Below are 22,469 nucleotides of genomic sequence, written 5' to 3' on the forward strand. Positions count from 1 at the left end.
GCACAGTCATGCAGTCACAAGGATTCTCTCATGATTATTTCCTGTTCTCCTCTCAGGCTTTACTCAACAGCCGCTGTTTCACAGCGCCAGCGCTTCCGGCTAAAACGTCTCATGGAAGGTGTGAGTCTCTGGCTGGCAGTCATGTTGATGCTGTTTGTCCACCCACTCTATGCAGACGCGAACGAGGCAGACAATGTCGGCCAGCTGCACTTTGTTGATGGTCAGGGGCAGTGGCAGGAGCCGGCGCTGGTGCTGGACAGTGAATTCGACATACAAGTTAGCGGGCTGATTGCCGACATCCGGTTGCTTCGCAGTTTCCGCAATACCAGCAACCAGTGGCGGGAAGGCGTGTTCGTGTTCCCGTTGCCGGAGAAGGCCAGCGTCTACGGCCTGACCATGAAAGTGGGGGAGCGGACCATCGAGGGCAAGGTGCAGCCGAAGGAAACGGCGCGTAAGACCTATGAGAAGGCAAAACAGGCCGGGCAGCATGCGGCGAATGTGGAGCAGCAGCGTCCGAACCTGTTTACCGCCCGGGTAGCCAATATCCCGCCGGGGGAGACGGTATCGGTGGAGCTGAAATACCAGCAGCCGGTGCAGTATCAGGCCGGGGTGTTCGAACTCACGGTTCCCACCACGCTGACGCCCCGATACATGCCGGGACGGCCGGTCAGCAAGGCACCGGATCAGTGGCAAGGTGGGTGGGCGCTGCCCACGACCGAGGTGCCGGATGCCAGTGCGATCAGCCCGTTTAACGTTAACCCGACCGATGTGGCGACAGACAGCCATCGTGCCTCCATTGAACTGGTGATTGATTCCGGGCTGCCGCTGGAGAGCGTTTCCAGTCCGTCGCACCGTCTCGCTAGCCGCCAGGATGGCCAGACCTTCAGTGTTAGTCCCGAAGGTGGCGAAATCCTTATGAACCGCGATTTTGTGGTGCGGTGGCGCCCGGTTGCCGGGCTGGAACCCTCCGCAGCGGTCTTTCATCAGTCCTGGCAGGGGGAGGACTATTTGATGGCCATGCTGGTGCCGGGTGATAACGGTTCAATGGTGCTGCCGCGGGATCTGGTGTTTGTAATCGACACCTCCGGTTCCATGGCGGGGGAGTCGATCCGACAGGCCCGAAGTGCGCTTCAGGCGGGGCTGGACACACTGACACCACGGGACCGTTTCAACGTGATCCAGTTCAACAGCCAGACGCACTCCCTGTTCATGCAGCCGGAAGTGGCCACCGGCAATAATCTTGCCCGAGCCCGTCAGTACGTGGATCGCCTTCGGGCTGATGGCGGAACGGAAATGGCGTCGGCCCTGTCCAGGGCGCTGGACAGTGGGGTGGAGACTGAAGCGGGAGCGCGCGTGCGTCAGGTGATTTTCATCACCGATGGCGCAGTGGGCAATGAGGCTGCGCTGTTTCGGCAGATTCGCGAGCAGCTGGGCAGCCAGCGGTTGTTTACCGTGGCTATTGGCTCTGCGCCCAACCGGCATTTCATGCGTGAGGCCGCCCGCTGGGGTCGGGGGACCTATACGGCGATCCAGTCGCCTTCCGATGTAGACGGACCTCTGCAGGCCCTGTTTTCAGCCATGGAGTCGCCGGTTCTGACGGATATCCGGGTCAATTGGCCCGGCCAGGAAACCGGCAGGGAGGCCTTCCCGGCACGCCCGGGGGATCTGTTCCAGGGCGAACCCCTGATTCATGTGGTCCGGGGCGTCCCGGCCATGGGGGAATTGAAGGTGTCGGGGCGCCTGCCAGGTGGCCAGGACTGGAACAGGACACTGGATCTGCAACAGGCTGCCTCCGCAACCGGGCTTCATCGGCATTGGGCCAGAGAGAAGATCGACAGTCTGGAGGATGAGGCGAAGGTGGCGGGCCGGGAGCCAGACAGGGCCGGCATTACCGGGCTGGCGGTCAAGCACGGACTGATGTCTGCCTATACCAGTTTTGTCGCCGTGGATTCCACACCGGCCCGCAGCACAGAAACGCCGATGGTCTCGGATAATCTGCCCACCCTCCTGCCAGCGGGAAGCCAGGCCGGCATGCTGCGCTACCCACAGACGGCAACGTCGGCGCCGTTGCTGATCGCGCTTGGTGTGGTCGGTCTGATGTTTTGCCTGGCGCTCGTGCTGCTGCAGAGGAGGGCATTCGCATGACCAGGCTCCTGCTCCTGTTGTTGACCAGCTCTGCTACCTTGTTGGTATTCGGGTTATGGATTCCCCTAAAGGCGGTGATTGCCCAGGAATTGCTAGAGGTTGCCTGGGCGGAAAGCCAGGCCCGCCAGACGGAATCGCGGCCCTGGCCCTGGGCAGACACCTGGCCGGTCGGTCGACTGGCTATTCCGGAGCTGAACGATTCCATGATTGTGCTGGCCGATACCCATGGCGAAAGCCTCGCCTTCGGGCCAGGTCGGTTGACCGGCGGAGACAATACCGGCGGAGCCGTGATCATTGCGGGGCACCGGGATACCCATTTTCGGAGTCTGAAAGCGCTGGAAACCGGCAATGAAGTGCGTCTGCAGGCCCGGGATGGTCGTTGGCAAAGCTACCTGGTGGAAGGGGCCCGGGTGGTCGACAGCCGTTCAGAGCTTATCGATACCCAAAGTTTGCCGGAGGGGACGCTTCTACTGGTGACCTGTTACCCGTTCGACAGTGTCGACGCCGGGGGGCCACTGCGGTACGTCGTCAGGGCCTCGGCAAGGGGTAAACAAACGGAACAAATTGACACTGTTGCCGGAATATAGAGTTGGCGTACACTTGTGCGCCAAAATTGTGCTGCAGAGTTTGGTTGCATGGGTATTATCAGAAAACTGCTGGCTTGGCTGAGCGTGCCGATCATCTGCCTGTTCGCGCTGGTGTTCTACGCGGCAAGGCCCTTCAATCCGGATAACAACCGTTATCTTGCGTGGGTTGTGGCTCGTTTCGGGCGTGCAGTCCTGGGTATGGAGCGGCCTTTGGAAGGCTGGGAAAATATGCCGCAGGACCGGCCCACCGTCGTCATTGCCAATCACCAGCACAATGACGATCTGTTTGTTTTGGGCGACCTGTTGCCGCCGCGCACCGTCACGGTTGGTAAATCGTCATTGGTTTGGGTGCCTTTCTTTGGCCAGGTGTTCTGGCTCGGCGGCAACGTTATCCTCAACCGCGGGCGCTCCCACAAGGCCATTGCGGTTATGAAGGCCACCAGCAGTGCCATTGCTCGGGATCGCAAAAGCCTTTGGGTGTTCCCCGAAGGCACCCGCAGCAGGGGGCGGGGACTGCAAAAGTTCAAGAAAGGCGCATTTCACGCGGCCGTGGCATCCGGGGCGCCCATCACAATGGTCTGTGTCCAGGAATATGCCGACAAAGCCATCGGCTGGACTGGCCGCCGTGAGCCGGTCGCCATTCGGATCCTGCCACCCATCGAAACCGAGGGTCTTACGGTTGACGATATTCCGGAACTGATCGAACGTTGCCACCGTAAAATGTTGGAGACGATTGCCACATTGTAATTGCCTCGTCTGGAAGTGCTTGAAGCACTTCGGTAAACAGGGCAGTCTTGCGGGACTGATCGTTTCGTTCAACGACCCTCAGGGAGAGGCAAGAGATGAATCTGATTCTGTTTCTGATTATTGGCGGTGTAGCCGGTTGGTTGGCTGGTCTGATCATGAAAGGCCGTGGCTTCGGCGTTCTGGCCAACATCGGTATTGGTATTGTTGGCTCGTTTGTCGGCGGTTTTGTTTTCCGTCTTCTGGGTCTGGCGGCCCAGGGTGCTGTCGGTGAGCTGGTAACGGCGACGGTCGGCGCAGTGTTACTTCTCGCTATTGTTAGTGCAATCAAGAAGGCCTGAGCATGATCGTACCCGTAACCGGAGTGTTTGCCGCCGTTATCGGCATTCTTTTGCTGGTGTTGTCGGCTCAGGTCGTCAAGTTTCGTCTGAAGTACAAGAAGGGCCTGGGTGTAACCGATGACCGGGATTTCGAGGCGGCGGTAAGGGCCCACGCCAATCTGGTGGAGTATGCGCCGATTGGTCTGATCATGCTCGCCATCGCAGAACTCAATGGCGTTGCCAGCGGGCTGATTTACTGGACAGGCATGGCGCTTGTGGTTGGCCGTATCCTCCATGCCTTCGGTATGATCAACGGGCGAGGCGGCACCCATTGGGCCCGGATGATAGGCATTCTGATGACCTGGCTGTCGATTCTGGTGGCTGCTTTGTTGCTGCTGTGGAATGTCTGGCAGGTCTATGGCTGAGCAGGGCTAGGATAAGTCAAAGAAGTGAACAAAGAGGGGGCCTGGCCCCCTTTTTACTGCAAACTGGTTTCCATAATGCCAGTTCAGAGTGCTCGGGCCACATCCATAGTCAGGTATTCGAGTTCCACGCGGCGATTGGCTGCCCGGTCTTCCGGCGTTGCCAGAGGTCGGGTTGAGCCCCAGTGACTCATGAAAATCCGGGATTCAGCCACACCTTCCTGCATCAGGAACCGGGCGACCGCATTGGCGCGCAGTCGTGAAAGAAACCGATTGTAGTCTTCCGAACCGAAGTTGTCGGAGTGGCCGTGAATTCTGATGGAGATGGCAGGATGGTTCCTGAGGTAGCTTGCGTGCTGTCGCAGGAAAGCGACGTCGTCGCTGCCCAGGGCGTGTTTGTTAAAGCCGTAATGGAACTTCATGCGGTGGGGGCGCCTGGTTCCGGCTTCAAAGTTGGCCGTGGTAAAGCCGGCAGCTATCGCGGCATTGGCTATCAGCTCCGGGTTATCCAATACGAGTACGGTCATCTGAAAAATCCTTGGTTCGGTGTCTGGTTTTTCTTGTTATTCCTGATCACTATTGGCTGGAGCAGGAACAACGGCAATTGGCGAAAGGTCGATATGTGGCCCGGTCCACTCTCTCGATGAAACCGATTTAATGTCATTTGTGTGACATCCGAATGACAGCCGTGCCAGTGTCACGGGCTTTGCCGACTCTGTGGGGTGTGCCACATTTCCGGGATTGACCCGTTACGACCTTCGCGCTGGATTCCATTTGAGCGCGAAAAGAAGGCCGGGCTGTGGTAAAAAAGCAGAGTTTCAGGGACAGATTGTGATGAATTGTGACCGCCCATGCTGATTATCCCCGCTGAAAACGCCATCAACTGGAAACGCCCGCCGTGGGTGACCCTTGGCCTGATCATGGCCTGCCTGCTGGTTTTCCTGTTCTATCAGGGCGGTGACAGCCGCAAACTCGAACAGGCCGTTGAACAATACCTGTCCGCCGATCTTCACGAGCTGGAGGCACCTGCGTACGAGGACTACCTGCAGCGGCAAATCCAGTTCCAGGGCGAGGAGAGCCGGGTCTACGAGCTCCAGCAGTTCCAGCAACTCCGGGAAGAGAACGAAAATTTCTGGCTGGCCATCAACCTGATGATGGATCGGGAGTTCTACCAGTACCTCCTGCAGAATCGCGATGTCATCTGGGCACCGGCGGAGCGGGCGCACTGGCAGGAACAACGCAGCATCATCGAGCAGGACTATCTCCAGAAACTCAGTGCCAACCAGCTTGGTCTGGTGCCGGCGGATCTGTCGCTGTACACCCTGATTACCTACCAGTTTCTACACGGCGGCTGGGGCCATATCATTGGTAACCTGATCTTCCTGTTCCTGCTCGGTTTTACCGTCGAGAAGGCGCTGGGGCCCGGTCGGTACCTGATTGCCTATCTGGTGTGCGGCGCCCTCTCCGGTCTGATGTTTACTGCATTCTCGGCGGGCAGCTACGTGCCATTGGTGGGCGCGTCCGGTTCGATCTCTGGCCTCATGGGTATGTATGTGGCCATCTACGGGCTGCAGAAAATCCGTTTCTTCTATTTTCTGGGTGTCTATTTCAATTACTTCCGGGCCCCCGCCATCGCCCTGCTGCCCGTATGGGTGGGCAAGGAAATCTACGATTACTGGTACGCGGGTGCCACCGGTATCGCCTACATGGCACATGCCGGCGGCCTTATTGCTGGCGCAGGACTCGTCTGGCTGCTCGGCAAGAGCTGGTTGCAGGTGCGCGAAGAGTTCTTTGAGCCGGAAGAGGAAGAGCAGGACGCCCGGTTCACCAGTGGTTACGCCCAGGCTATGGCCAGCCTGGGCCGGATGGAGTTCGATCTGGCGAGACGGCAATTCGAGGCGCTGCGCGAGCATTACCCGGAACGCCATATTCTGCTGGAACATCTATACCACTTGGCCAAGCTCCGGCCGGATCTACCAGAGTACCGGGATCGGGCCAAAGAGCTTATGAACGATGCCCTCAGCCGCCGACAGCCGGAGCAGATGCTTGCTATCTGGCAGGAATACCTGGGCAAGGGGGAGAGCTATCAGCCGTTAGCGGCGGAGGACCATAACCGGGTGTTGTTTACCAGCCTGAAGCAGCACGATTTGAAAGCTGCCGAGAAAGCCTTTGAGCGGCTGAAAAGCACCGGCGATGATATGTTGACCACTGAGGCCTGTCGGTTGCTGGCGGAAGAGTTCGAAAAGCGGCAGATGGCGCCCAAAGCTCGTCATTATCGCCAACTTCTTCAGGCCGGCTAGCCCCTCCCACACCCTGCGTCAGTCCTGGACAGAAAACGTTGCTTTCGGTCCCTTCAATGGCTCTTGATTCTTAGCCTGCTCCAGATACACCGTAATCTGCTCATGCAGCGGATGGTTCACGCACTTCTTCTGAATAAACGTCAGGAAAGCCGTCGCCTTTTCCCACTGGGATAATCCGTTGGCGAGGGTCTGGGCCACCAGGAGGTAGGCGGGAGCCAGTTGTTCGCTGTCCGGGAATCGCTTGTGGAAATCCTGCAGTACCCGCAAGGCCGGCTTGAACTGGCCCCGGTGGTACAGGGCCCGGGCGCAGCGTACCGAGAGATCCGGATCCTCCAGTTTAAAGCCGGGTTCTGCTTGCTGAAGCGTGTTCAGCACACCGGCGATGCCTTCTCCGTCATTGCGGTCGGCCAGCCAGCCCAGGATGCGTGGGTGGTACCGGTAGAGTTCGTCGGTGTCCTGACGGGCCGTCAGGAGCTGGTACAACTGGCCGATTCTCAGTGCGTTGTCCCGATCCCGCTTCAGTGCTTCCTTCAACATGCTCTGCACCCGGTCGTAGTTGCCGTCTTTCAGGTTCATGTCGATATCGGCATCGAAACGGGCAGTTCGGTCACGCTGGTGGGTGTCCTGCCCAGAAATTTCGTCTTGAATGTCCGAGGCAAATCCCAGCTCTTCCTGGTACTGGAACAACAGGTAGCCCAGCATGTGGAACAGGATCAGGGTGAAGGTACTGTTCAGGAAACCGGCGAGGGGCTGGGCCACCCAGAAAGGAAAGTGATTGACGGCGAAGTCCTGGGCCGCGCCAGAGGCGAGGGTAAGCAGGATCAGATAGCCATAGAGCAGGAAATAGGGGGTGCCGATTCGCGAGATCAGCACCGCCAGATTCATTGGGTTCACCGCCGCGCCCACTGAGCGCTCCATGGCCAGCACCATGATGCTTGCCGGCAATGCCAGAATGACAAACGCCAGCGCCAACAGCATCAGGATCGGGCCGCCGAGCATGGCGGCAGCGCCGACCAGCCCGCCCATCAACACGAACACCAGTAGCTGCAGGATGACAATATCAAACCCGCTGCCGGTGAAGGCCACGGACACGGCGGGCGGTTTCAGGTGACCTTCGGCGGTGTGGTTAATTACCGCATAGGTGTATTTGAAGAGCGCAAGCGCCAGCACCAGCCAGATCAGGATGCCGATGAGGTTGGCAGGTGCAAAGACCGGCACCAGGGTACAAATGGCGATGACGATCAGCGGATCGGTATGGAACGGATAGCGAAAGAACGCGCCGAGTCGCTGCCAGAACGGAACCACTTCGGTGGCGGCGCCCAGGTATCGCATGGCCTTGCTGCAGTGCGGGCACAGCGCGCGGCGCTGGCGAGTGTCGGCGTCGGGCATGCAGCGGCTGCAGTAGTGGATCTGGCACTCGCCGCAGTGCCATTTTGCGGGGTCGCCGGGATGGTAGTGGCAATCGTGTTTCACAGGTGCTTGTGTCCTGGTCCATCAGAAAATCGTTGGCTCATGATGACAGATGTCGGTTTTGATCGCAGCAAACCAGTTAACAGGTAGACTATTGTCAGTTCCCGGGCGTATCCAACCGGGCAGATTTCATTTTCCGGAGGTTATTTGGAACACCCCCAAAGCAGCGTAACCGGTATCGACACCCGTGAAGCCCGACAGCCGTATACTTGGCGGGATATCTTCGGGCTTGCGCTCAAGCACAAGCCCAGGCTGGTGCGCGCCAATCTGCTGGCGATCATGGCCACCGTCATGAGTGTGCCGGTGCCCCTGCTGCTTCCGGTTCTGGTGGATGAAGTGTTGCTCGATGAACCCGGCCCGGTGTTGCCCGTTATGGATTCGATACTGCCGGGCAGCTGGGAAACACCGGTGGTTTATATCGGGCTGATGGTTCTGGCGGCGTTTCTGCTCCGGGTGGCGGCACTGTCGTTCAATGTATTGCAGTCCCGGGAGTTTTCCAAGGTCTCCAAGGATGTGGTGTTCCGTATCCGCTCCCGGTTGCTCGGGCGGTTGCAGCGCGTGGCCATGTCGGAGTACGAAACCCGTGGCTCCGGCGGGATCAGTAGCCACTTTATTACCGATCTGGATACCGTTGACCAGTTTCTGGGCACCACCATTAGCCGGTTTCTGGTGGCCAGTCTCACGGTATTCGGCACCGCCCTGGTACTGCTCTGGGTTCACTGGCAGTTGGCCCTGCTGATTCTGCTGTTCAACCCGCTGGTGATCTTCGCCACGATTTTGATCGGCAAGCGGGTCAAGGAACTGAAGCGCCGGGAGAACAGCGCTTACGAGGAGTTCCAGGGCGACCTCACTGAAACCCTCGATGCCATTCACCAGTTGCGGGCGGCCAACCGGGAAAAACACTACCTGCGCCAGTTGATCGACCGGGCCCGCAATGTTCGGGATCATGCCATACAGTTCGAATGGCGCAGCGACGCCGCCAGCCGGGCCAGTTTTGCTCTGTTCCAGTTTGGCGTTGATGCCTTCCGGGCTGCTGCCATGGTGACCGTGCTGTTCAGCGACCTGAGCATCGGCATGATGTTCGCCATTTTCGGCTACCTCTGGTTCATGCTGACGCCGGTTCAGGAAATGCTGAACATGCAGTATGCCTGGTTTGCCGCCAATGCGGCCCTGGCACGGATTAACCGATTGCTGGATCTGAAAGAAGAGCCACGCTATCCGGCGCTTGAGAACCCCTTCCGAGACCGTCACACCGTGGGACTGACCCTGCGGAATATCCACTTTGCCTACGGGGAAGAAGAGGTCCTGCGGGGCATCAATCTGGAGTTGGCACCGGGCGAGAAGGTGGCTCTGGTGGGTGCCAGTGGCGGCGGCAAATCGACCCTGATACAGGTGATCCTCGGCATGTATACGCCCCAACAGGGTGAGGTGCTGATTGATGGCGTGCCGGTTCAGCGTATCGGCCTGCCGTGCCTGCGTGAGCATGTGGCGACCGTGCTCCAGCACCCGGCGCTGTTCAACGATACCGTTCGCCAGAATCTGACCCTGGGGCGGGAGAAGCCCGACGCCGAGCTGTGGGAGGCCCTGCGCATTGCCCAATTGGATGCCACGGTTGCGGCCATGCATGATCAGCTTGATACGGTGATCGGCCGTCAGGGGGTCCGCCTCTCGGGCGGGCAGCGCCAACGGTTGGCCATTGCCCGGATGATCCTGTCTGACCCCTCAGTGGTGATCCTGGATGAAGCCACGTCAGCACTGGATGCGGAAACCGAATTCCAGCTCCATCGCGACCTGGAAGCGTTCCTGAAGCAGCGCACTACCCTGATCATTGCCCATCGACTGAGCGCCGTTAAACAGGCAGATCGTGCCTGTGTTTTCGAGGACGGCCGTATCATCGAGGAAGGGCATCACGATGAGCTCATTGCCAGAGAAGGGCTGTATGCGCAGCTGTATGGCGAACGGCAAATGTAGGCTTACCCTCCAAACGTTACTCTCTCTTACAACAAAAATTGATCTGTCGCATTCGGCGACCGTATTGGTTAGCAACGTCAGGCTGTCTCTGCTAATAGTCTGAGTAATGCAACTAAATTCGGGGTAAAGGTTTCTAACGGAATCTGATCCGGTTTTCGACGAGCAATCTTTGTGCGCAAAAAAACCTCAACCATTCTGCTTTTCAGTGCGGCGTTTCTTTTGGTAGCGGCACTTCCTGTCATGCCGTATTTGCTTGATAACAGTGGTTTTTATGGCATGGCGATCGATGAGTCCGGAACCGCCATTGGTGACTACCGGCCTCCCGAGGACGGGCTCGCCATCGTCTTTTTCGGCTACCAAAAGTGTGGAACCGTTTGCCCGGTTCAAAGCGTCAATCTAATGGAGCTTGGTGAGCGTCTGAAAGGCGAGAAAGTCGAGTTCCTGTTCGTCACTCTGGATCCCGAAACCGACACTGAGGATGCGTTGCGACACATGGTTAAAAGTATGGGGGAGGCGTTCAGGGCTTACCGGCCCGAGAGCTTCAACGCTGCCCAGAAACTGGCTTCAGCTTATAACGGCTTTGCTGCCAAGAGCCATGGTCTGGAAAACCCGATTACCCACAGTGCAGCCCTGCACGTGGTGACAGCCGATTTTCGCAGGAGACTGGTGTACACCACACCGGATCTGAATCTTGAACGGGTTGAACAGGACCTTCGCCGTTTGCTTAACAATAAAAGTGAGAGCTCGACATGACGACAGCGGCACGCAGTCAGTCCTATGAAACTGAAATCCGGGAACGCACCGACCTTCAGATGCTGGTTCTTCTTCTGGCACATATTCCTGTAGTGGGTCTGTTCGTGCCCATGGGCTATGGCACAACAACCTTTGCACTGGTGGCGTCTCTGCTGGTCGGAGGGCTCGCAGCTGCGGGCTACGGGATCATGCGGGGTACGCGGGCTTTGTCCTGCCTGTATGCGGTCTGCCTGATGTTGTTCTCCGCCATCATGATCCAGGCCCAGATGGGTCGAATCGAAATGCATTTCCATATTTTTGCTGCCCTTGCCCTGGTGATTATCTACAGGGACTGGCTCCCGGTGATTGTTGCAGCAAGTACCATCGCCGTTCACCACCTTTTGCTGACTGCGCTTCAGCTCGGCGGTGCCTCCCTCGGCGACATGGCATTGATGATCTTTAACTACGATTGCAGCTGGTCAATTGCGTTCCTTCACGCCGCCTTCGTGGTATTTGAGGCGTCGATCCTTGTGTTCTTTGCGATTCGGATGGGTGCGGAGCAAAAACAGTCGATACAGATCATCGAGATTGTCCGGGGATTTGACAGCAACCATGATCTGACGGCCCGACTCGATGAGGGGGACAAGAGTGTAACTGCCACGTCCTTCAACAACATGCTGGAGCGGTTTGTTGAGTTGATCGTCAAGCTCAGGGAGCTGTCTGGCCAACTCCGGTCAAACGCGGATGATCTGACCAGCGTGAGCGACACCACCACCACAATTGCCAGTGAGCAGCAGGTCCAGACTGACCAGGCGGCCACAGCGACCAACGAGATGTCGGCCAGTATTCAGGAAGTGGCCAGTAATGCGCAGCTGGCGTCCGACGCGGCCAGTAATGCGTCAGGGGCAGCCACCAGGGGCGGCGAGGCCATGGCCAATGCGTCGAAACTCACGGAGTCCACCGATGAGGCCCTCGAGAGCAGCGCAAACCGGGTGGATGAGCTGAGCGAGAAGATCGAGTCCATTTCCTCTGTCGTCGGCTCCATCAATGCGATCTCCGAGCAGACCAACTTGCTGGCGCTGAACGCCGCCATTGAGGCAGCGCGGGCCGGCGAGCATGGACGTGGTTTTTCCGTGGTGGCAGATGAGGTGAGGGCGCTGTCCCTCCGCACCCAGGAATTTACGGACCAGATTCGGGCAACCATCGGCGAGCTGAGCGACATCTCCGAAGCCACCAAGGCTTCCATGCAGATGGGTCGCACCCGTTCTGCAGAATCCACACGGGCCATGCGGGAAACCGGCGAGGCCATGCGCGAGGTGGAAGCTGCCATCAGCGAAGTGTCCCGAATGAATTACCAGATTGCCTCGTCCTCGGAAGAACAGGCGGCCACGTCACTCCAGATCAACGAGAGTATTCATTCCGTTGCTACCCGCAACAACGTTGTGGTGTCGGAGGCCGAGCGGGTCAGGACCATGGCCACGGAGCTTGAGTCAGTCACCGAAAAACTCGATGAACTGGTCAAGCTTTATCGCATCTAACCTTTCCAAAGGCTGACGTTGGAGAGTCCCCGGGCTCTCCGACGTTGGTCTGATATTCACCGTAATGATGCCGAACATTCATTGGCTCGCGGTTGAACTCTCGTTAATTGCTGCAATAGTTAAAGGTGACTTCACGCTGTGGAGTCCTTTCATCAGGCTATGGACGGGTTCTTGATCGTTTTCCCGGTCGATGCGTTGCTGAAAGGGCTTCGAAAGAGCCTTCCGGAATACGCGGATAACGACGAAAAAGGAGGCACCACATGTCGAACGAAAGTCTCAGCAAAGACAGCCTGAATACCCTTTCCAGCCTTAATGCTGGCGGTAAAACCTTTCATTACTACAGCCTGCCCAAGGCTGCAGACACCCTCGGGGACCTCAATCGTTTGCCGTTCTCGCTGAAAGTGTTAATGGAGAACCTGCTGCGCAATGAGGACGACTCCACTGTTGATCGAAGCCACATTGATGCCATGGTCCAGTGGCTGAAAGACCGCCGTTCCGACACCGAGATCCAGTTCCGTCCCGCCCGTGTGTTGATGCAGGATTTCACCGGTGTACCCGGGGTGGTTGATCTGGCGGCCATGCGAGAGGCGGTCAAGTCTGCCGGAAAGGATCCGGCCATGATCAATCCGCTGTCGCCCGTGGATCTGGTCATCGACCACTCGGTGATGGTGGACAAGTTTGGTGATCCATCAGCGTTCAAAGACAACGTCACCATCGAGATGGAGCGCAACCAGGAGCGCTACGAATTCCTGCGCTGGGGTCAGCAAGCGTTCGACAATTTCCGTGTGGTGCCGCCGGGCACCGGTATCTGCCATCAGGTGAACCTGGAGTATCTGGGTAAGACCGTCTGGCAGAAGGATCAGGACGGCAAGACCATCGCCTATCCGGACACCCTGGTCGGTACCGACTCTCACACCACCATGATCAACGGCCTGGGCATTCTTGGCTGGGGTGTCGGCGGTATTGAAGCGGAAGCCGCCATGCTGGGCCAGCCGGTCTCGATGCTGATCCCCGAGGTGGTGGGCTTCAAGATTACCGGCAAGCTCCGTGAAGGCATTACCGCGACGGACCTCGTGCTTACGGTCACCGAGATGCTGCGCAAGAAAGGTGTGGTCGGCAAGTTCGTGGAATTCTACGGTGATGGCCTGAAAGATATGCCAGTGGCGGATCGGGCCACCATTGCCAACATGGCGCCGGAATACGGCGCTACCTGCGGTTTCTTCCCGGTGGACGAGCAGACCATCAACTACATGCGCCTGACCGGCCGCGAGGAAGAGCAGCTGGAGCTGGTGGAAGCCTACGCTAAGGCTCAGGGACTCTGGCGTGAGCCTGGCCATGAGCCGGTATACACCGACAGCCTGGAACTCGATATGGGCGATGTCGAGGCCAGCCTTGCAGGGCCCAAGCGGCCGCAGGACAGGGTTGCCCTCCAGAACATGAAGTCGTCCTTTGAGCTGCTGATGGAAACTGCCGAAGGGCCGGCGGAAGTTCGTGAGAGCAAGCTCGAATCTGAGGGTGGCGGTACGGCTGTTGGCGCGCAGAGCGCCTACTTTGAGCATCCGTCCAGCCAACCGCTCAATATGAACGGCGAGAAGTCCCGGCTGGATCCTGGCGCGGTGGTGATTGCCGCAATTACATCTTGCACCAACACCTCCAACCCGAGCGTGATGATGGCCGCGGGCCTGATTGCCCAGAAAGCCGTCGAGAAGGGACTGAGCACTAAGCCCTGGGTCAAGACTTCCCTGGCGCCGGGCTCTAAGGTGGTCACCGATTATTTGCGGGTCGGTGGTTTCCAGGACGATCTCGACAAGCTTGGCTTCAACCTGGTGGGTTACGGCTGCACTACCTGCATCGGTAACTCGGGTCCGCTGCCCGAAGAGGTAGAGAAAGCCATCGCAGATGGTGATCTAACGGTCGCTTCTGTCCTTTCGGGTAACCGTAACTTTGAAGGCCGGGTGCATCCGCTGGTGAAAACCAACTGGCTGGCATCGCCGCCCCTGGTGGTTGCCTATGCGCTGGCAGGCAACGTGCGCCTGGATCTCTCAAAAGATCCGTTGGGCAACGACAAGGATGGCAACCCGGTGTACCTGAAAGACCTCTGGCCCAGCCAGCAGGAAATCGCGGAAGCCGTGGAGAAGGTGAAAACTGACATGTTCCGCAAGGAGTACGCGGAGGTCTTCGACGGTGATGACACCTGGAAGTCCATCAAGGTGCCGGAAAGCAAGGTGTACGAGTGGTCCGACAAGTCCACCTATATCCAGCATCCGCCGTTCTTCGAAGGGCTCAAGGAAGAACCGGACGCGATCGACGATATCAAAGATGCCAACATACTGGCACTGCTGGGCGACTCGGTGACTACCGACCACATCTCACCGGCCGGTTCCTTCAAGGCGGACACCCCTGCCGGCAAATACCTGCAGGAGCACGGCGTTGAGCCGAAAGACTTCAACTCCTATGGGTCCCGCCGGGGTAACCATGAGGTGATGATGCGCGGCACTTTTGCCAACGTGCGTATCAGGAACGAAATGCTCGACGGCGTGGAAGGCGGCTTCACCAAGTTCGTGCCCACGGGTGAACAGATGGCCATCTACGATGCCGCCATGAAATACCATGAGCAGGGCACGCCGCTGGTAGTCATTGCCGGCAAGGAATACGGCACCGGCTCCAGCCGGGATTGGGCGGCCAAGGGCACCCGTCTGCTGGGTGTAAAAGCTGTGGTGGCCGAATCCTACGAGCGTATCCACCGCTCCAACCTGATCGGCATGGGCGTGATGCCGCTGCAGTTCCCGGAAGGCACCGATCGCAAGAGCCTGAAGCTCACCGGTGAAGAAACCATCAGCATCGAAGGCCTGTCTGGCGAGATCAAGCCGGGCCAGACGCTGACCATGACGGTGAAATACAAGGACGGTTCCACCGAGACCTGTGAGCTGAAATCACGGATCGATACCGCCAATGAAGCCGTTTACTTCAAGCACGGTGGCATTCTCCATTACGTGGTGCGGGAAATGCTGCGCACTGCCTGAATGGACAGGGCGGACATGGCATGGCGGGCTTCCGCCATGCCGAATTCAAGAAATACATGAGAGAAACGAGAGAGACCTTATGACCGATCAACCGTTTCTGACGGACGTCAAAACCCTTCGCGAAAGGGCCCGCAAACACATTGAAGAAGGGGCTCTGACCGAGGGCTATGGCGCCAACCGCGACAATGTGGTGAAGATTCTGAACGAGGCGCTGGCCACCGAGATTGTCTGCACTCTGCGTTACAAGAGCCACTACTTCCGTGCCGATGGCATCAACGCCAATGTTGCTGCCCAGGAATTCCTCGAGCACGCAGACCAGGAGCAGCAGCATGCCGACTGGCTGGCGGAGCGCATCGTGCAACTGGGGGGCAAGCCCAACTTTTCGCCGGAAGGTCTGTTGACCCGGTCCCATGCGGAGTTCGTCGAAGGCGAAACGCTCCGGGACATGGTAGTCGAGGATCTGGTGGCCGAGCGCATTGCAATCGACAGCTACCGTGAGATTGCCCGCTATCTTGGCGATCAGGATCCGACTTCCCGGCGAATTATCGAGGAAATCCTGGCCCAGGAAGAGGAGCACGCCGACGATATGGCCGGTCTGCTCGAAGGGCTGGATAGCTGATCAGAACCATCCAGTGAGGAATAAGGGCGCTGCCTGTCAGGTAGCGCCTTTTTCATCTGTGCTGGCGAGGGGCAGGCTAAGCCAGAAACAGGCTCCTTGGCCCGGTTCAGACTCAAAGGCGACATCGCCACCCATTGCGTGCATCAATTCCCGCGTTATGGCCAGCCCGAGTCCCGTGCCGCCTTTCGCGCGGCGATCAGAAGAATCCGCCTGAGAGAACTTCTGGAAGATCCTGCCCCTGAACTCATCAGGGATTCCCGGGCCCTGGTCGCACACCGAGATGCGTAGGGTTTGCTCCAATTGCTCACAAGAGACTGTCACCTCCGACTGCTCTGGTGAAAACTTGATAGCGTTGGACAGAAGGTTGTTGAGCGCCTGACAGAGACGTCCGCGATCGGCCCTCACAGAGACATCATCCATATGCCCCGTCTTCAGCGTTACCTGCCTGTCTGCTGCATAGCTCTCGATGCGTTCCAGACACTCCTGCACCATCTCTGCCACCGGGCACTCATCCATGTGGAAAGCCATTTTGCCGGCAACCAGTTTTTCGATATCAAGCAGGTCGTTGATCAACAGCGTCAGTTGCTGGGTGTTCCTGTAAGCGATGCCCGCCAGTCGCGATGCTTTTGGTGGAAGTTCACCGGCTGCGTTATTCGAGATAAGGCCCAAGGAACCGGCTATCGACGTTAAGGGCGTTCGCAGTTCATGGCTGACAATGGAAATGAACTCGCTTTTCGCCCGATCTGCCTTCTTTTGCTCTGAAATATCCTCGGCGATGAGCCAGATCACCGGGGCGCCGTTTTGCTCATCCAGGGCGAGGCCGTGCAGCAGAACCGGGTTCAGTTCATTGTGTGCGTCTGGAAAATAACCCTCCAATCCGCTGAACCGCATATCTCGTTTTAAAAGACCAGAGATGTCGGGCTTGTCCGGGACAATCCGGTTCGCGTGGTCATAAACATCATTGAAGAAACCCAGGGAATTGGCCCTGTTTCCAAAGAGCTTGGCAAAGCTGTTGTTGGCGCGCAGGAGTTTTCCGTTTTGGCTCTCGTATAGCCCGATGCCAAAGGGAGCCAGTTCGAACAGGCCCCAGAAACGTCGCTGCATCTGATAGTCCCGAAGCAGAAGGCTGGTGAGCCAGAAGGTGCCCGCAAATATCAGCGAACCCACCAGCAGTAAAAGTGATCGAAAGAACACTGGCGATTCCGGATGTTCTGGCCAGCCCTGGAGGGGTTGGGCGATGAGTGTCCAGTCGATGCCAGGCATGCTGAGTTCAGTGGAGACGGGGTCCTGCCAGTCCGTTGTGGCATCACCGAAAAATGGATCACCCTCCCGGGCCAGATCGGACGTTCGAAAAAGCGCCAGGTGACCGGGTTCTGAAAGCGTCATTTCCACAGCTTTATAAAGGCGATTGAGATCGAGTATCACGGAAATGACCCCCCAGAACTGACCGGATTCATTCTCGAAGATGGGAATCCGGGCCGCCATTCCCTGGCCGCCCTGGACAAGGTTGATCGGGCCGCTGAACAGCGCCCTTCGCGAGTCTTTGAGCTCCGCCACCTGGGTTGGGGAGAGACTTTGACTGGTTAAATCAAGACCCAGAGCTGCCCTATTGCCCTCCAGCGGATAGATATTGCGGATGGTAAGGTCCGGGGCCAGGCCGATGTTCCGCAGTTGCGGTGCCAAAGCAAATATTACTGCAGCGAGCTTCTGGAAATCGGCCTCGGAAATTGCTGGCTGCACAGAGACATTGGCAGCAAGCCCCCATACGGTCTGAACGTTCTGCAGAATAGTACTCTGCAGCTTCAGGCTCTTATCGTTGAGCCTGGCTTGCCATTCCTGACGAACATCGCTCCGATGATTCTGGGTTGCGGTACTGTCGAGTACCAGTGCCACCGCGATCAGAAGCGCGAGGACCGCGACTCGCGCCAACCAGACAAGGGCAAAAATGGCCCGGCTTCGAGTGTTGATCATCGTTTATGTCTTCACCTGCGCCAGCTCCAGCCAGAACGTTGAGCCCTTGCCTTCCCGGGACTGGAACCCGACATCCCCGCCCATCTGGGTCATGATTTCTTTCGTGATGGCCAGGCCCAGGCCGGTGCCCCGCTTGCCCCGGGTGTCGGAACTGTCCGCCTGGGCGAACTTCTGGAAAATCCGACCGCGAAACCCCTCGGGGATACCTGGCCCCTGGTCGATTACCCGAATACGAACACGGCTGTCCTCAACCTTTATTTGCACCAGGACCTGTCCGTCAGGAGGGGAAAATTTGATGGCATTGGACAGCAGGTTGGTGAAGGCCTGACCCAGGCGCGAGCGATCGATTTTCGACACGATTTTTGGAGAGCTGCTTTGGACTCTGACAGTAACGCCACTCTCCAGGGCATAGGTTCCAAGGCGCTCCACGGCTTCCTTTATCACCGGATCAAGCTCGTGGAGCTGCAGGTTCATGGTCATTTTGCCGGAAACAAGTTTTTCCATATCCAGCAGGTCATTAACCAGTTCCTTCAGTTGCTCGGTATTACGGTGGGCGATCGACACCATGCGCTCTGCCTTTTCCGGGAGTGCGCCAAGCGTGCCGCTTTCGACCAGGCCAAGAGACCCTGATATGGAAGTGAGCGGTGTTCTGAGTTCGTGGCTGACGGTCGAGATGAACTCGCTCTTCATACGGTCAACTTTCTTTCGCTCAGAGATATCTTCGATCAGCGTCCAGATCAGCGGTTGGCCCGATGGACTGCTGATTCTCATGCCGCGCACGATGGCAGGATAGGTGGAAGTATCAGCGCGCATGATCTCGACCTCATGGGGCCCAAAATGCCTGCCATTTTGAAGCTCGGCAATGATTCGCTGTTTCTGGTCTTCAAATTCTGGCGGAAGGAGTTGCCAATAACCCAGGCCCATCAACTGGTTTCGGTTGTAACCCGTTGGTCTCAAGAGTGCATCGTTTACATCGAGAAAGGCACCGGTCCGGTAATCGTTCAAAGCGATGCCAATAGGCGACAGTTCATAAAACCCGCGAAGCTGGGCCTCACTCTCCTGAAGAGCGAGCTCAGTTTGTTTTGCCTCATCGATGTCAGCAATGTAGCCGTGCCAGATAATGCTGCCGTCTGGCATCAGCTCGGGCGATGATTTTCCCTCCACCCAGCGCCAGCCAGATTGGCCATTGTCGACCCGATAATGGCAATGCCAGATCGAGAGTGTCTGAGCAGATTCGTCGATGCTGGCAGCCACTTTGGGCAGGTCGTCCGGGTGAATCCTCGTGAAGCAGATGGTTGCATCCTCCTGCACTTCCTCGGGGGTGACACCATAGATGTCTTTAATGCTCGGGCTGCTGTATGGAAACGCGCCACGGCCATCCGGCCAGAGCCGATACTGGTAAAGCATTCCTGGGGTCTGCTCTACCAGCTTGGTGATCATCCGGACGCTGATCTGTCTTTCGATAAGGGCGCCGACCCAACGTGCCAGTAGCGTTACAAAGGTAACCTCGGTTTCTGTGAAGTCCTCTTCGCGTGGGTCGGGGGATGAAAAGTTGAGCGTTCCATACAAACGGTCCCGGATAAAAATAGGAGCCGCCAGGTAGCTTTCCAGACCAAACTTGTCATAGCAGCGATGGCCGCGATAGCTTGATTTGGCCATGTGGGCAATGGCGAGGCTCTCTCTGGACCCCAGAAGCATTGAACAATAGGTGTCTTTCAGCGGAAAGCTGGCTTTCTGTTCGAGGCCAGAGCCTTCCGGAGCGACAAACCACTGGATGGAATAGACGTTGCTGTGTATTTCACTGACGATTCCCAGAGGCAGATCCAGGTAGTCCGCTCCCAGACGAAGGGCCTTCTCAATGCGTCTGCCGTCGTTGGGTTCGGCATCCAGAGCCAGATCGCTGAGTATGCTCAGTGCCTCGTTCTGGTGCTTAATCTTGTTCAGGTTGTCCATCTCCTGGGTGATATCGGCGTGGGTGCCGTACATCATCAAAGGCTTGCCGTCCGGCGTCCATTCGAACACCTGGCCCCGGTCGTGAACCCAGACCCAATGGCCATCCCTGTGTTTCATGCGACATCGGTAGTCGTACTCCGGTAGTTCGCCAACGAAGTGAGCGTTAAGCAAACGTTCCGATTCCGGAAGGTCATCCGGGTGCGCGAGACCCAGCCAGGTCTGGATGCTAACTGGCTCCAGCTCCTCAAGTGTGTAGCCGCAGATGTTGGCCCAACGCTCGTTAAAGACGGTTTCACCGGTCTGTACATTCCACTCCCAGGTACCGATCCTTGTGCCATCAATAATTGCCCTGGCCCTGCGCTCGCTGTGTTTCAGGTCCCTATAAAATTCCGCTGCGGCCCGAAGGTTAATCTCCCGTTCCACGCAGTCGGCGATTTCCCGCAGCAGGGATTCGTCTTCTTCACCAAACGTGCGCGGTACCCTGTCAATCAGGCAGAGGGTGCCTAATCTGAACCCTTCGCTGTTGTGTAGGGGCGCGCCCGCGTAGAAGCGTATGTGTGGATCGCCGGTGACCAACGGGTTGTCTGAAAACCGTGGATCAAGCGACGCATCTTCGATCACCAAAAGGCTGGAGTTGAGAATGGCGTGACCACAGAAGGATATACCGCGAGATGTTTCGGAGGCCGACAGTCCCTGACAGGACTTGAACCATTGCCGGTTTTCGTCCACCAGGCTGACCAGCGCAATGGGTACCCGAAACGCGTTGCAGGCCATCCGCGTGAAACGATCAAAACGCTCTTCGGGTTCGGTATCGAGCAGGCCTGTACGTTCAAGCGCCGCCTGGCGCTCAAGCTCCTCAGGAGGAAGGTCCGGCGCTTTCATCGATGGTGATGTCCTCGGTTTTGTTATTAGGTAGTTCTATCCAGAAGTTTGCGCCGTTGTCGTAAAAGTAGCCGACCCGACCCTTCATCAGTTTCGCCAATTCCCGGCAGATCGCCAGGCCCAGGCCGGTGCCTTTTATGGATTTTGATGTGCCAACCTCCGCCTGGGAGAAACGCTCGAAGAGCTCGTCTTCAAACTGCTCTGGTACGCCATCGCCCCGATCGCAGACGGTAATGCGGGTGAAACCCGGGGCAGCCAGTTGGACCGAGATGGTGATGGGTTGGTCTGGCGGCGAGAATTTGATGGCGTTGCTGATAAAGTTGTCGAGAACCTGCCGGAGTCGGTGCTCGTCCGCAAAAACCGTTTGTTCGCCCAGGCCTTCGGTGGATAGTGACAAGTCGTGCTCCGCGGCGAGTGCGGCATTGCCGGAGATAGCCGCCTCGATAATCGGCGTTAGCGGCAGGTCAGACAATGTCACGTTCATCTGGCCGGCAGTAAGTTTGCTGAAGTCCAGAAGGTCCGAAATCAGCAGATGAAGGCGATCGCCGTTCCGCAGGGCGAGTTGGGCCATTTCTTCCGCTTTTTCTGGCAGTTGGCCGGCCGCCCCGGACGCCATCAGACGAAGCGCGCCGTTCAGTGATGTCAGCGGTGTTCTTAACTCATGGCTGACATTGGAGACAAAATTTTCCTTCATGGTACTGATGGCGTCCCGCTCGGCCATCAGTTGATTGAAGGCGGCGGCCAGTTTGCGGGTCTCACTGGCCCCTTTTCCATCCAGTCTCTGTCCACTGGAAGGACTCTGGGCCATTTGCTCTATGGTCTCGGTCATCCTGGCCAGTGGCCTGACGGCGGAACGGCTGGCAAAGAATCCCAGCAGGGCGATGACCAGGCTGATGGCAATACTGATCCACAGAAAATTGAGGAACGAGTCGTTTGCCGGCGCGGTGGCCCTTTCGTAGGGCACTGAACGGACGAACATCCAGCCGAGGTCTTCCAGGTGGCTGGCAGCGTAAATCAGTTGCTGTCCGCTGTTGTCCGTCACGGTTCCGAACGTGATGCCGGACAGGGCTGCGTCAACCAGAGGATCCTCTCCTGGCTCTGGTAGAGGTTGCACTCGCTTGCCGGGTGACGGGCCGCCCTCGATATAGAGAAAATTCTCGATATCGATCACTTTGAAGCGATCCTGATCATCCCGCAGTCGCTTGAGCATATCCTCCGGTATCAGACTGGTCTGGCCAATATTGACGGTGCCGCCCAGGAATCCCAGAAGATCGTTCTCATCGGATTGTATGGGGGACAGAAAAGACAACAGTGGGACGCCGGTTGTCCTACCAAGGATTGGTCGGCTGATGGTGGGTGCTCTGCTCCGGATGGCACGCCGGAAGTGGTTTCTGTCGGAGTAATTCGTTCCGACCCGACCGGGTACGTGAATATTTTCTGCAATTGCGGTTGCGCCTGCATCGAAGACAATAAGGCCATCTGGAAAGAGTGAGCGCAGAAGGCTTTGGCGGTTTAGCTGGTAGTTGAGCTCGGTCAGGGAATGGAGATTGTTGCCGTCTGTCATCATGGCAGCCGATTCGCTAAGCACATCGAGCTTCAGTTCGAGCCGCTGTTCTACCTCGGAGGCGATTCTTCGAGTCTCTACAAGCTGTTGCTCGGTGAGCAGCTCCTCAAAATCATCGACCAGGGCTTTGTAGGCAACAGCCAACACCGCCCCGACGGTGGTTATGGATCCGAGGATTACGATAATGGCCAGGCGGGTCCCGAGCGAAAGTGACGGCAAAACGATTTC

16 protein-coding genes are annotated in these 22,469 nt (G+C 57.6%); 11 read left to right on the forward strand and 5 right to left on the reverse strand.

Annotated elements, in window-relative coordinates; all coding sequences use genetic code 11:
* Window positions 1-30 precede the first annotated feature (30 nt).
* From WA411_RS03670 to WA411_RS03690, 5 genes are all read left to right on the forward strand, one after another.
* Window positions 31-2,145 carry a marine proteobacterial sortase target protein gene (locus WA411_RS03670; RefSeq protein ID WP_291904600.1) on the forward strand — a complete coding sequence of 705 codons (2,115 nt, stop codon included), beginning with the start codon at window positions 31-33 and terminating at the stop codon, window positions 2,143-2,145.
* Window positions 2,142-2,732 carry a class GN sortase gene (locus WA411_RS03675; RefSeq protein ID WP_069182237.1) on the forward strand — a complete coding sequence of 197 codons (591 nt, stop codon included), beginning with the start codon at window positions 2,142-2,144 and terminating at the stop codon, window positions 2,730-2,732. Before WA411_RS03670 ends, WA411_RS03675 begins: the two co-directional genes overlap by 4 nt.
* Window positions 2,733-2,780: 48 nt before the next feature.
* On the forward strand, window positions 2,781-3,479 hold the full coding sequence (locus WA411_RS03680) for a lysophospholipid acyltransferase family protein (protein WP_291904597.1): 699 nt from the start codon (window positions 2,781-2,783) through the stop codon (window positions 3,477-3,479).
* 95 nt (window positions 3,480-3,574) lie between these two features.
* Window positions 3,575-3,817, forward strand: a complete 243-nt coding sequence (locus WA411_RS03685; protein WP_069182235.1) for a GlsB/YeaQ/YmgE family stress response membrane protein — start codon at window positions 3,575-3,577, stop codon at window positions 3,815-3,817.
* Between the two features lie 2 nt (window positions 3,818-3,819).
* A complete protein-coding gene (locus WA411_RS03690) occupies window positions 3,820-4,221 on the forward strand; it encodes an MAPEG family protein (protein ID WP_291904595.1) in 402 nt (133 codons plus the stop codon).
* An 83-nt stretch (window positions 4,222-4,304) separates the two neighbouring features.
* Here WA411_RS03690 and WA411_RS03695 read toward each other — a convergent pair whose 3' ends face one another.
* Window positions 4,305-4,745, reverse strand: a complete 441-nt coding sequence (locus WA411_RS03695) for an OmpA family protein (RefSeq protein ID WP_291904594.1) — start codon at window positions 4,743-4,745, stop codon at window positions 4,305-4,307.
* Between the two features lie 324 nt (window positions 4,746-5,069).
* On the opposite strand from WA411_RS03695, the gene WA411_RS03700 reads away from it, so the two are divergent.
* Window positions 5,070-6,518, forward strand: a complete 1,449-nt coding sequence (locus WA411_RS03700; RefSeq protein WP_291904592.1) for a rhomboid family intramembrane serine protease — start codon at window positions 5,070-5,072, stop codon at window positions 6,516-6,518.
* Between the two features lie 18 nt (window positions 6,519-6,536).
* Here the strand turns inward: WA411_RS03700 and WA411_RS03705 are convergent, their stop codons facing one another.
* Complete coding sequence (locus tag WA411_RS03705; protein WP_291904590.1) at window positions 6,537-7,991, reverse strand: hypothetical protein; 1,455 nt, start codon at window positions 7,989-7,991, stop codon at window positions 6,537-6,539.
* Between the two features lie 144 nt (window positions 7,992-8,135).
* Here WA411_RS03705 and WA411_RS03710 point away from each other — a divergent pair, with 144 nt between their 5' ends.
* From WA411_RS03710 to WA411_RS03730, 5 genes are all read left to right on the forward strand, one after another.
* The gene (locus WA411_RS03710) at window positions 8,136-9,959 is read left to right on the forward strand and encodes an ABC transporter ATP-binding protein (protein ID WP_209399586.1); all 1,824 of its coding nucleotides are present in this window, start codon (window positions 8,136-8,138) and stop codon (window positions 9,957-9,959) included.
* A 171-nt stretch (window positions 9,960-10,130) separates the two neighbouring features.
* A complete protein-coding gene (locus WA411_RS03715) occupies window positions 10,131-10,712 on the forward strand; it encodes an SCO family protein (protein ID WP_291904587.1) in 582 nt (193 codons plus the stop codon).
* Window positions 10,709-12,229, forward strand: a complete 1,521-nt coding sequence (locus WA411_RS03720) for a methyl-accepting chemotaxis protein (RefSeq protein ID WP_291904585.1) — start codon at window positions 10,709-10,711, stop codon at window positions 12,227-12,229. Before WA411_RS03715 ends, WA411_RS03720 begins: the two co-directional genes overlap by 4 nt.
* 260 nt (window positions 12,230-12,489) lie before the next feature.
* Complete coding sequence (gene acnA / locus WA411_RS03725) at window positions 12,490-15,252, forward strand: aconitate hydratase AcnA (RefSeq protein WP_291904583.1); 2,763 nt, start codon at window positions 12,490-12,492, stop codon at window positions 15,250-15,252.
* 79 nt (window positions 15,253-15,331) lie between these two features.
* Window positions 15,332-15,871, forward strand: a complete 540-nt coding sequence (locus WA411_RS03730; protein WP_069182226.1) for a ferritin-like domain-containing protein — start codon at window positions 15,332-15,334, stop codon at window positions 15,869-15,871.
* Window positions 15,872-15,907: 36 nt separating this feature from the next.
* Here the strand turns inward: WA411_RS03730 and WA411_RS03735 are convergent, their stop codons facing one another.
* From WA411_RS03735 to WA411_RS03745, 3 genes are read right to left on the reverse strand one after another with little or no spacing between them, the layout of a single operon-like run.
* Window positions 15,908-17,842 (reverse strand): ATP-binding protein, encoded by a 1,935-nt coding sequence (locus WA411_RS03735; RefSeq protein ID WP_291904580.1) that lies wholly within the window; start codon window positions 17,840-17,842, stop codon window positions 15,908-15,910.
* A gap of 3 nt (window positions 17,843-17,845) precedes the next feature.
* Window positions 17,846-20,677: a PAS domain-containing protein gene (locus WA411_RS03740; RefSeq protein ID WP_291904578.1), complete on the reverse strand. Its 2,832-nt coding sequence runs from the start codon at window positions 20,675-20,677 to the stop codon at window positions 17,846-17,848.
* Entirely contained in the window at window positions 20,652-22,460 is a 1,809-nt protein-coding gene (locus WA411_RS03745) for a sensor histidine kinase (protein ID WP_291904576.1), read from the reverse strand. Before WA411_RS03745 ends, WA411_RS03740 begins: the two co-directional genes overlap by 26 nt.
* Window positions 22,461-22,469 lie beyond the last annotated feature (9 nt).

It is taken from the genome of Marinobacter sp. CH_CUG1437-1, assembly GCF_037029655.1.
GTDB classification, from domain to species: domain Bacteria; phylum Pseudomonadota; class Gammaproteobacteria; order Pseudomonadales; family Oleiphilaceae; genus Marinobacter; species Marinobacter salsuginis.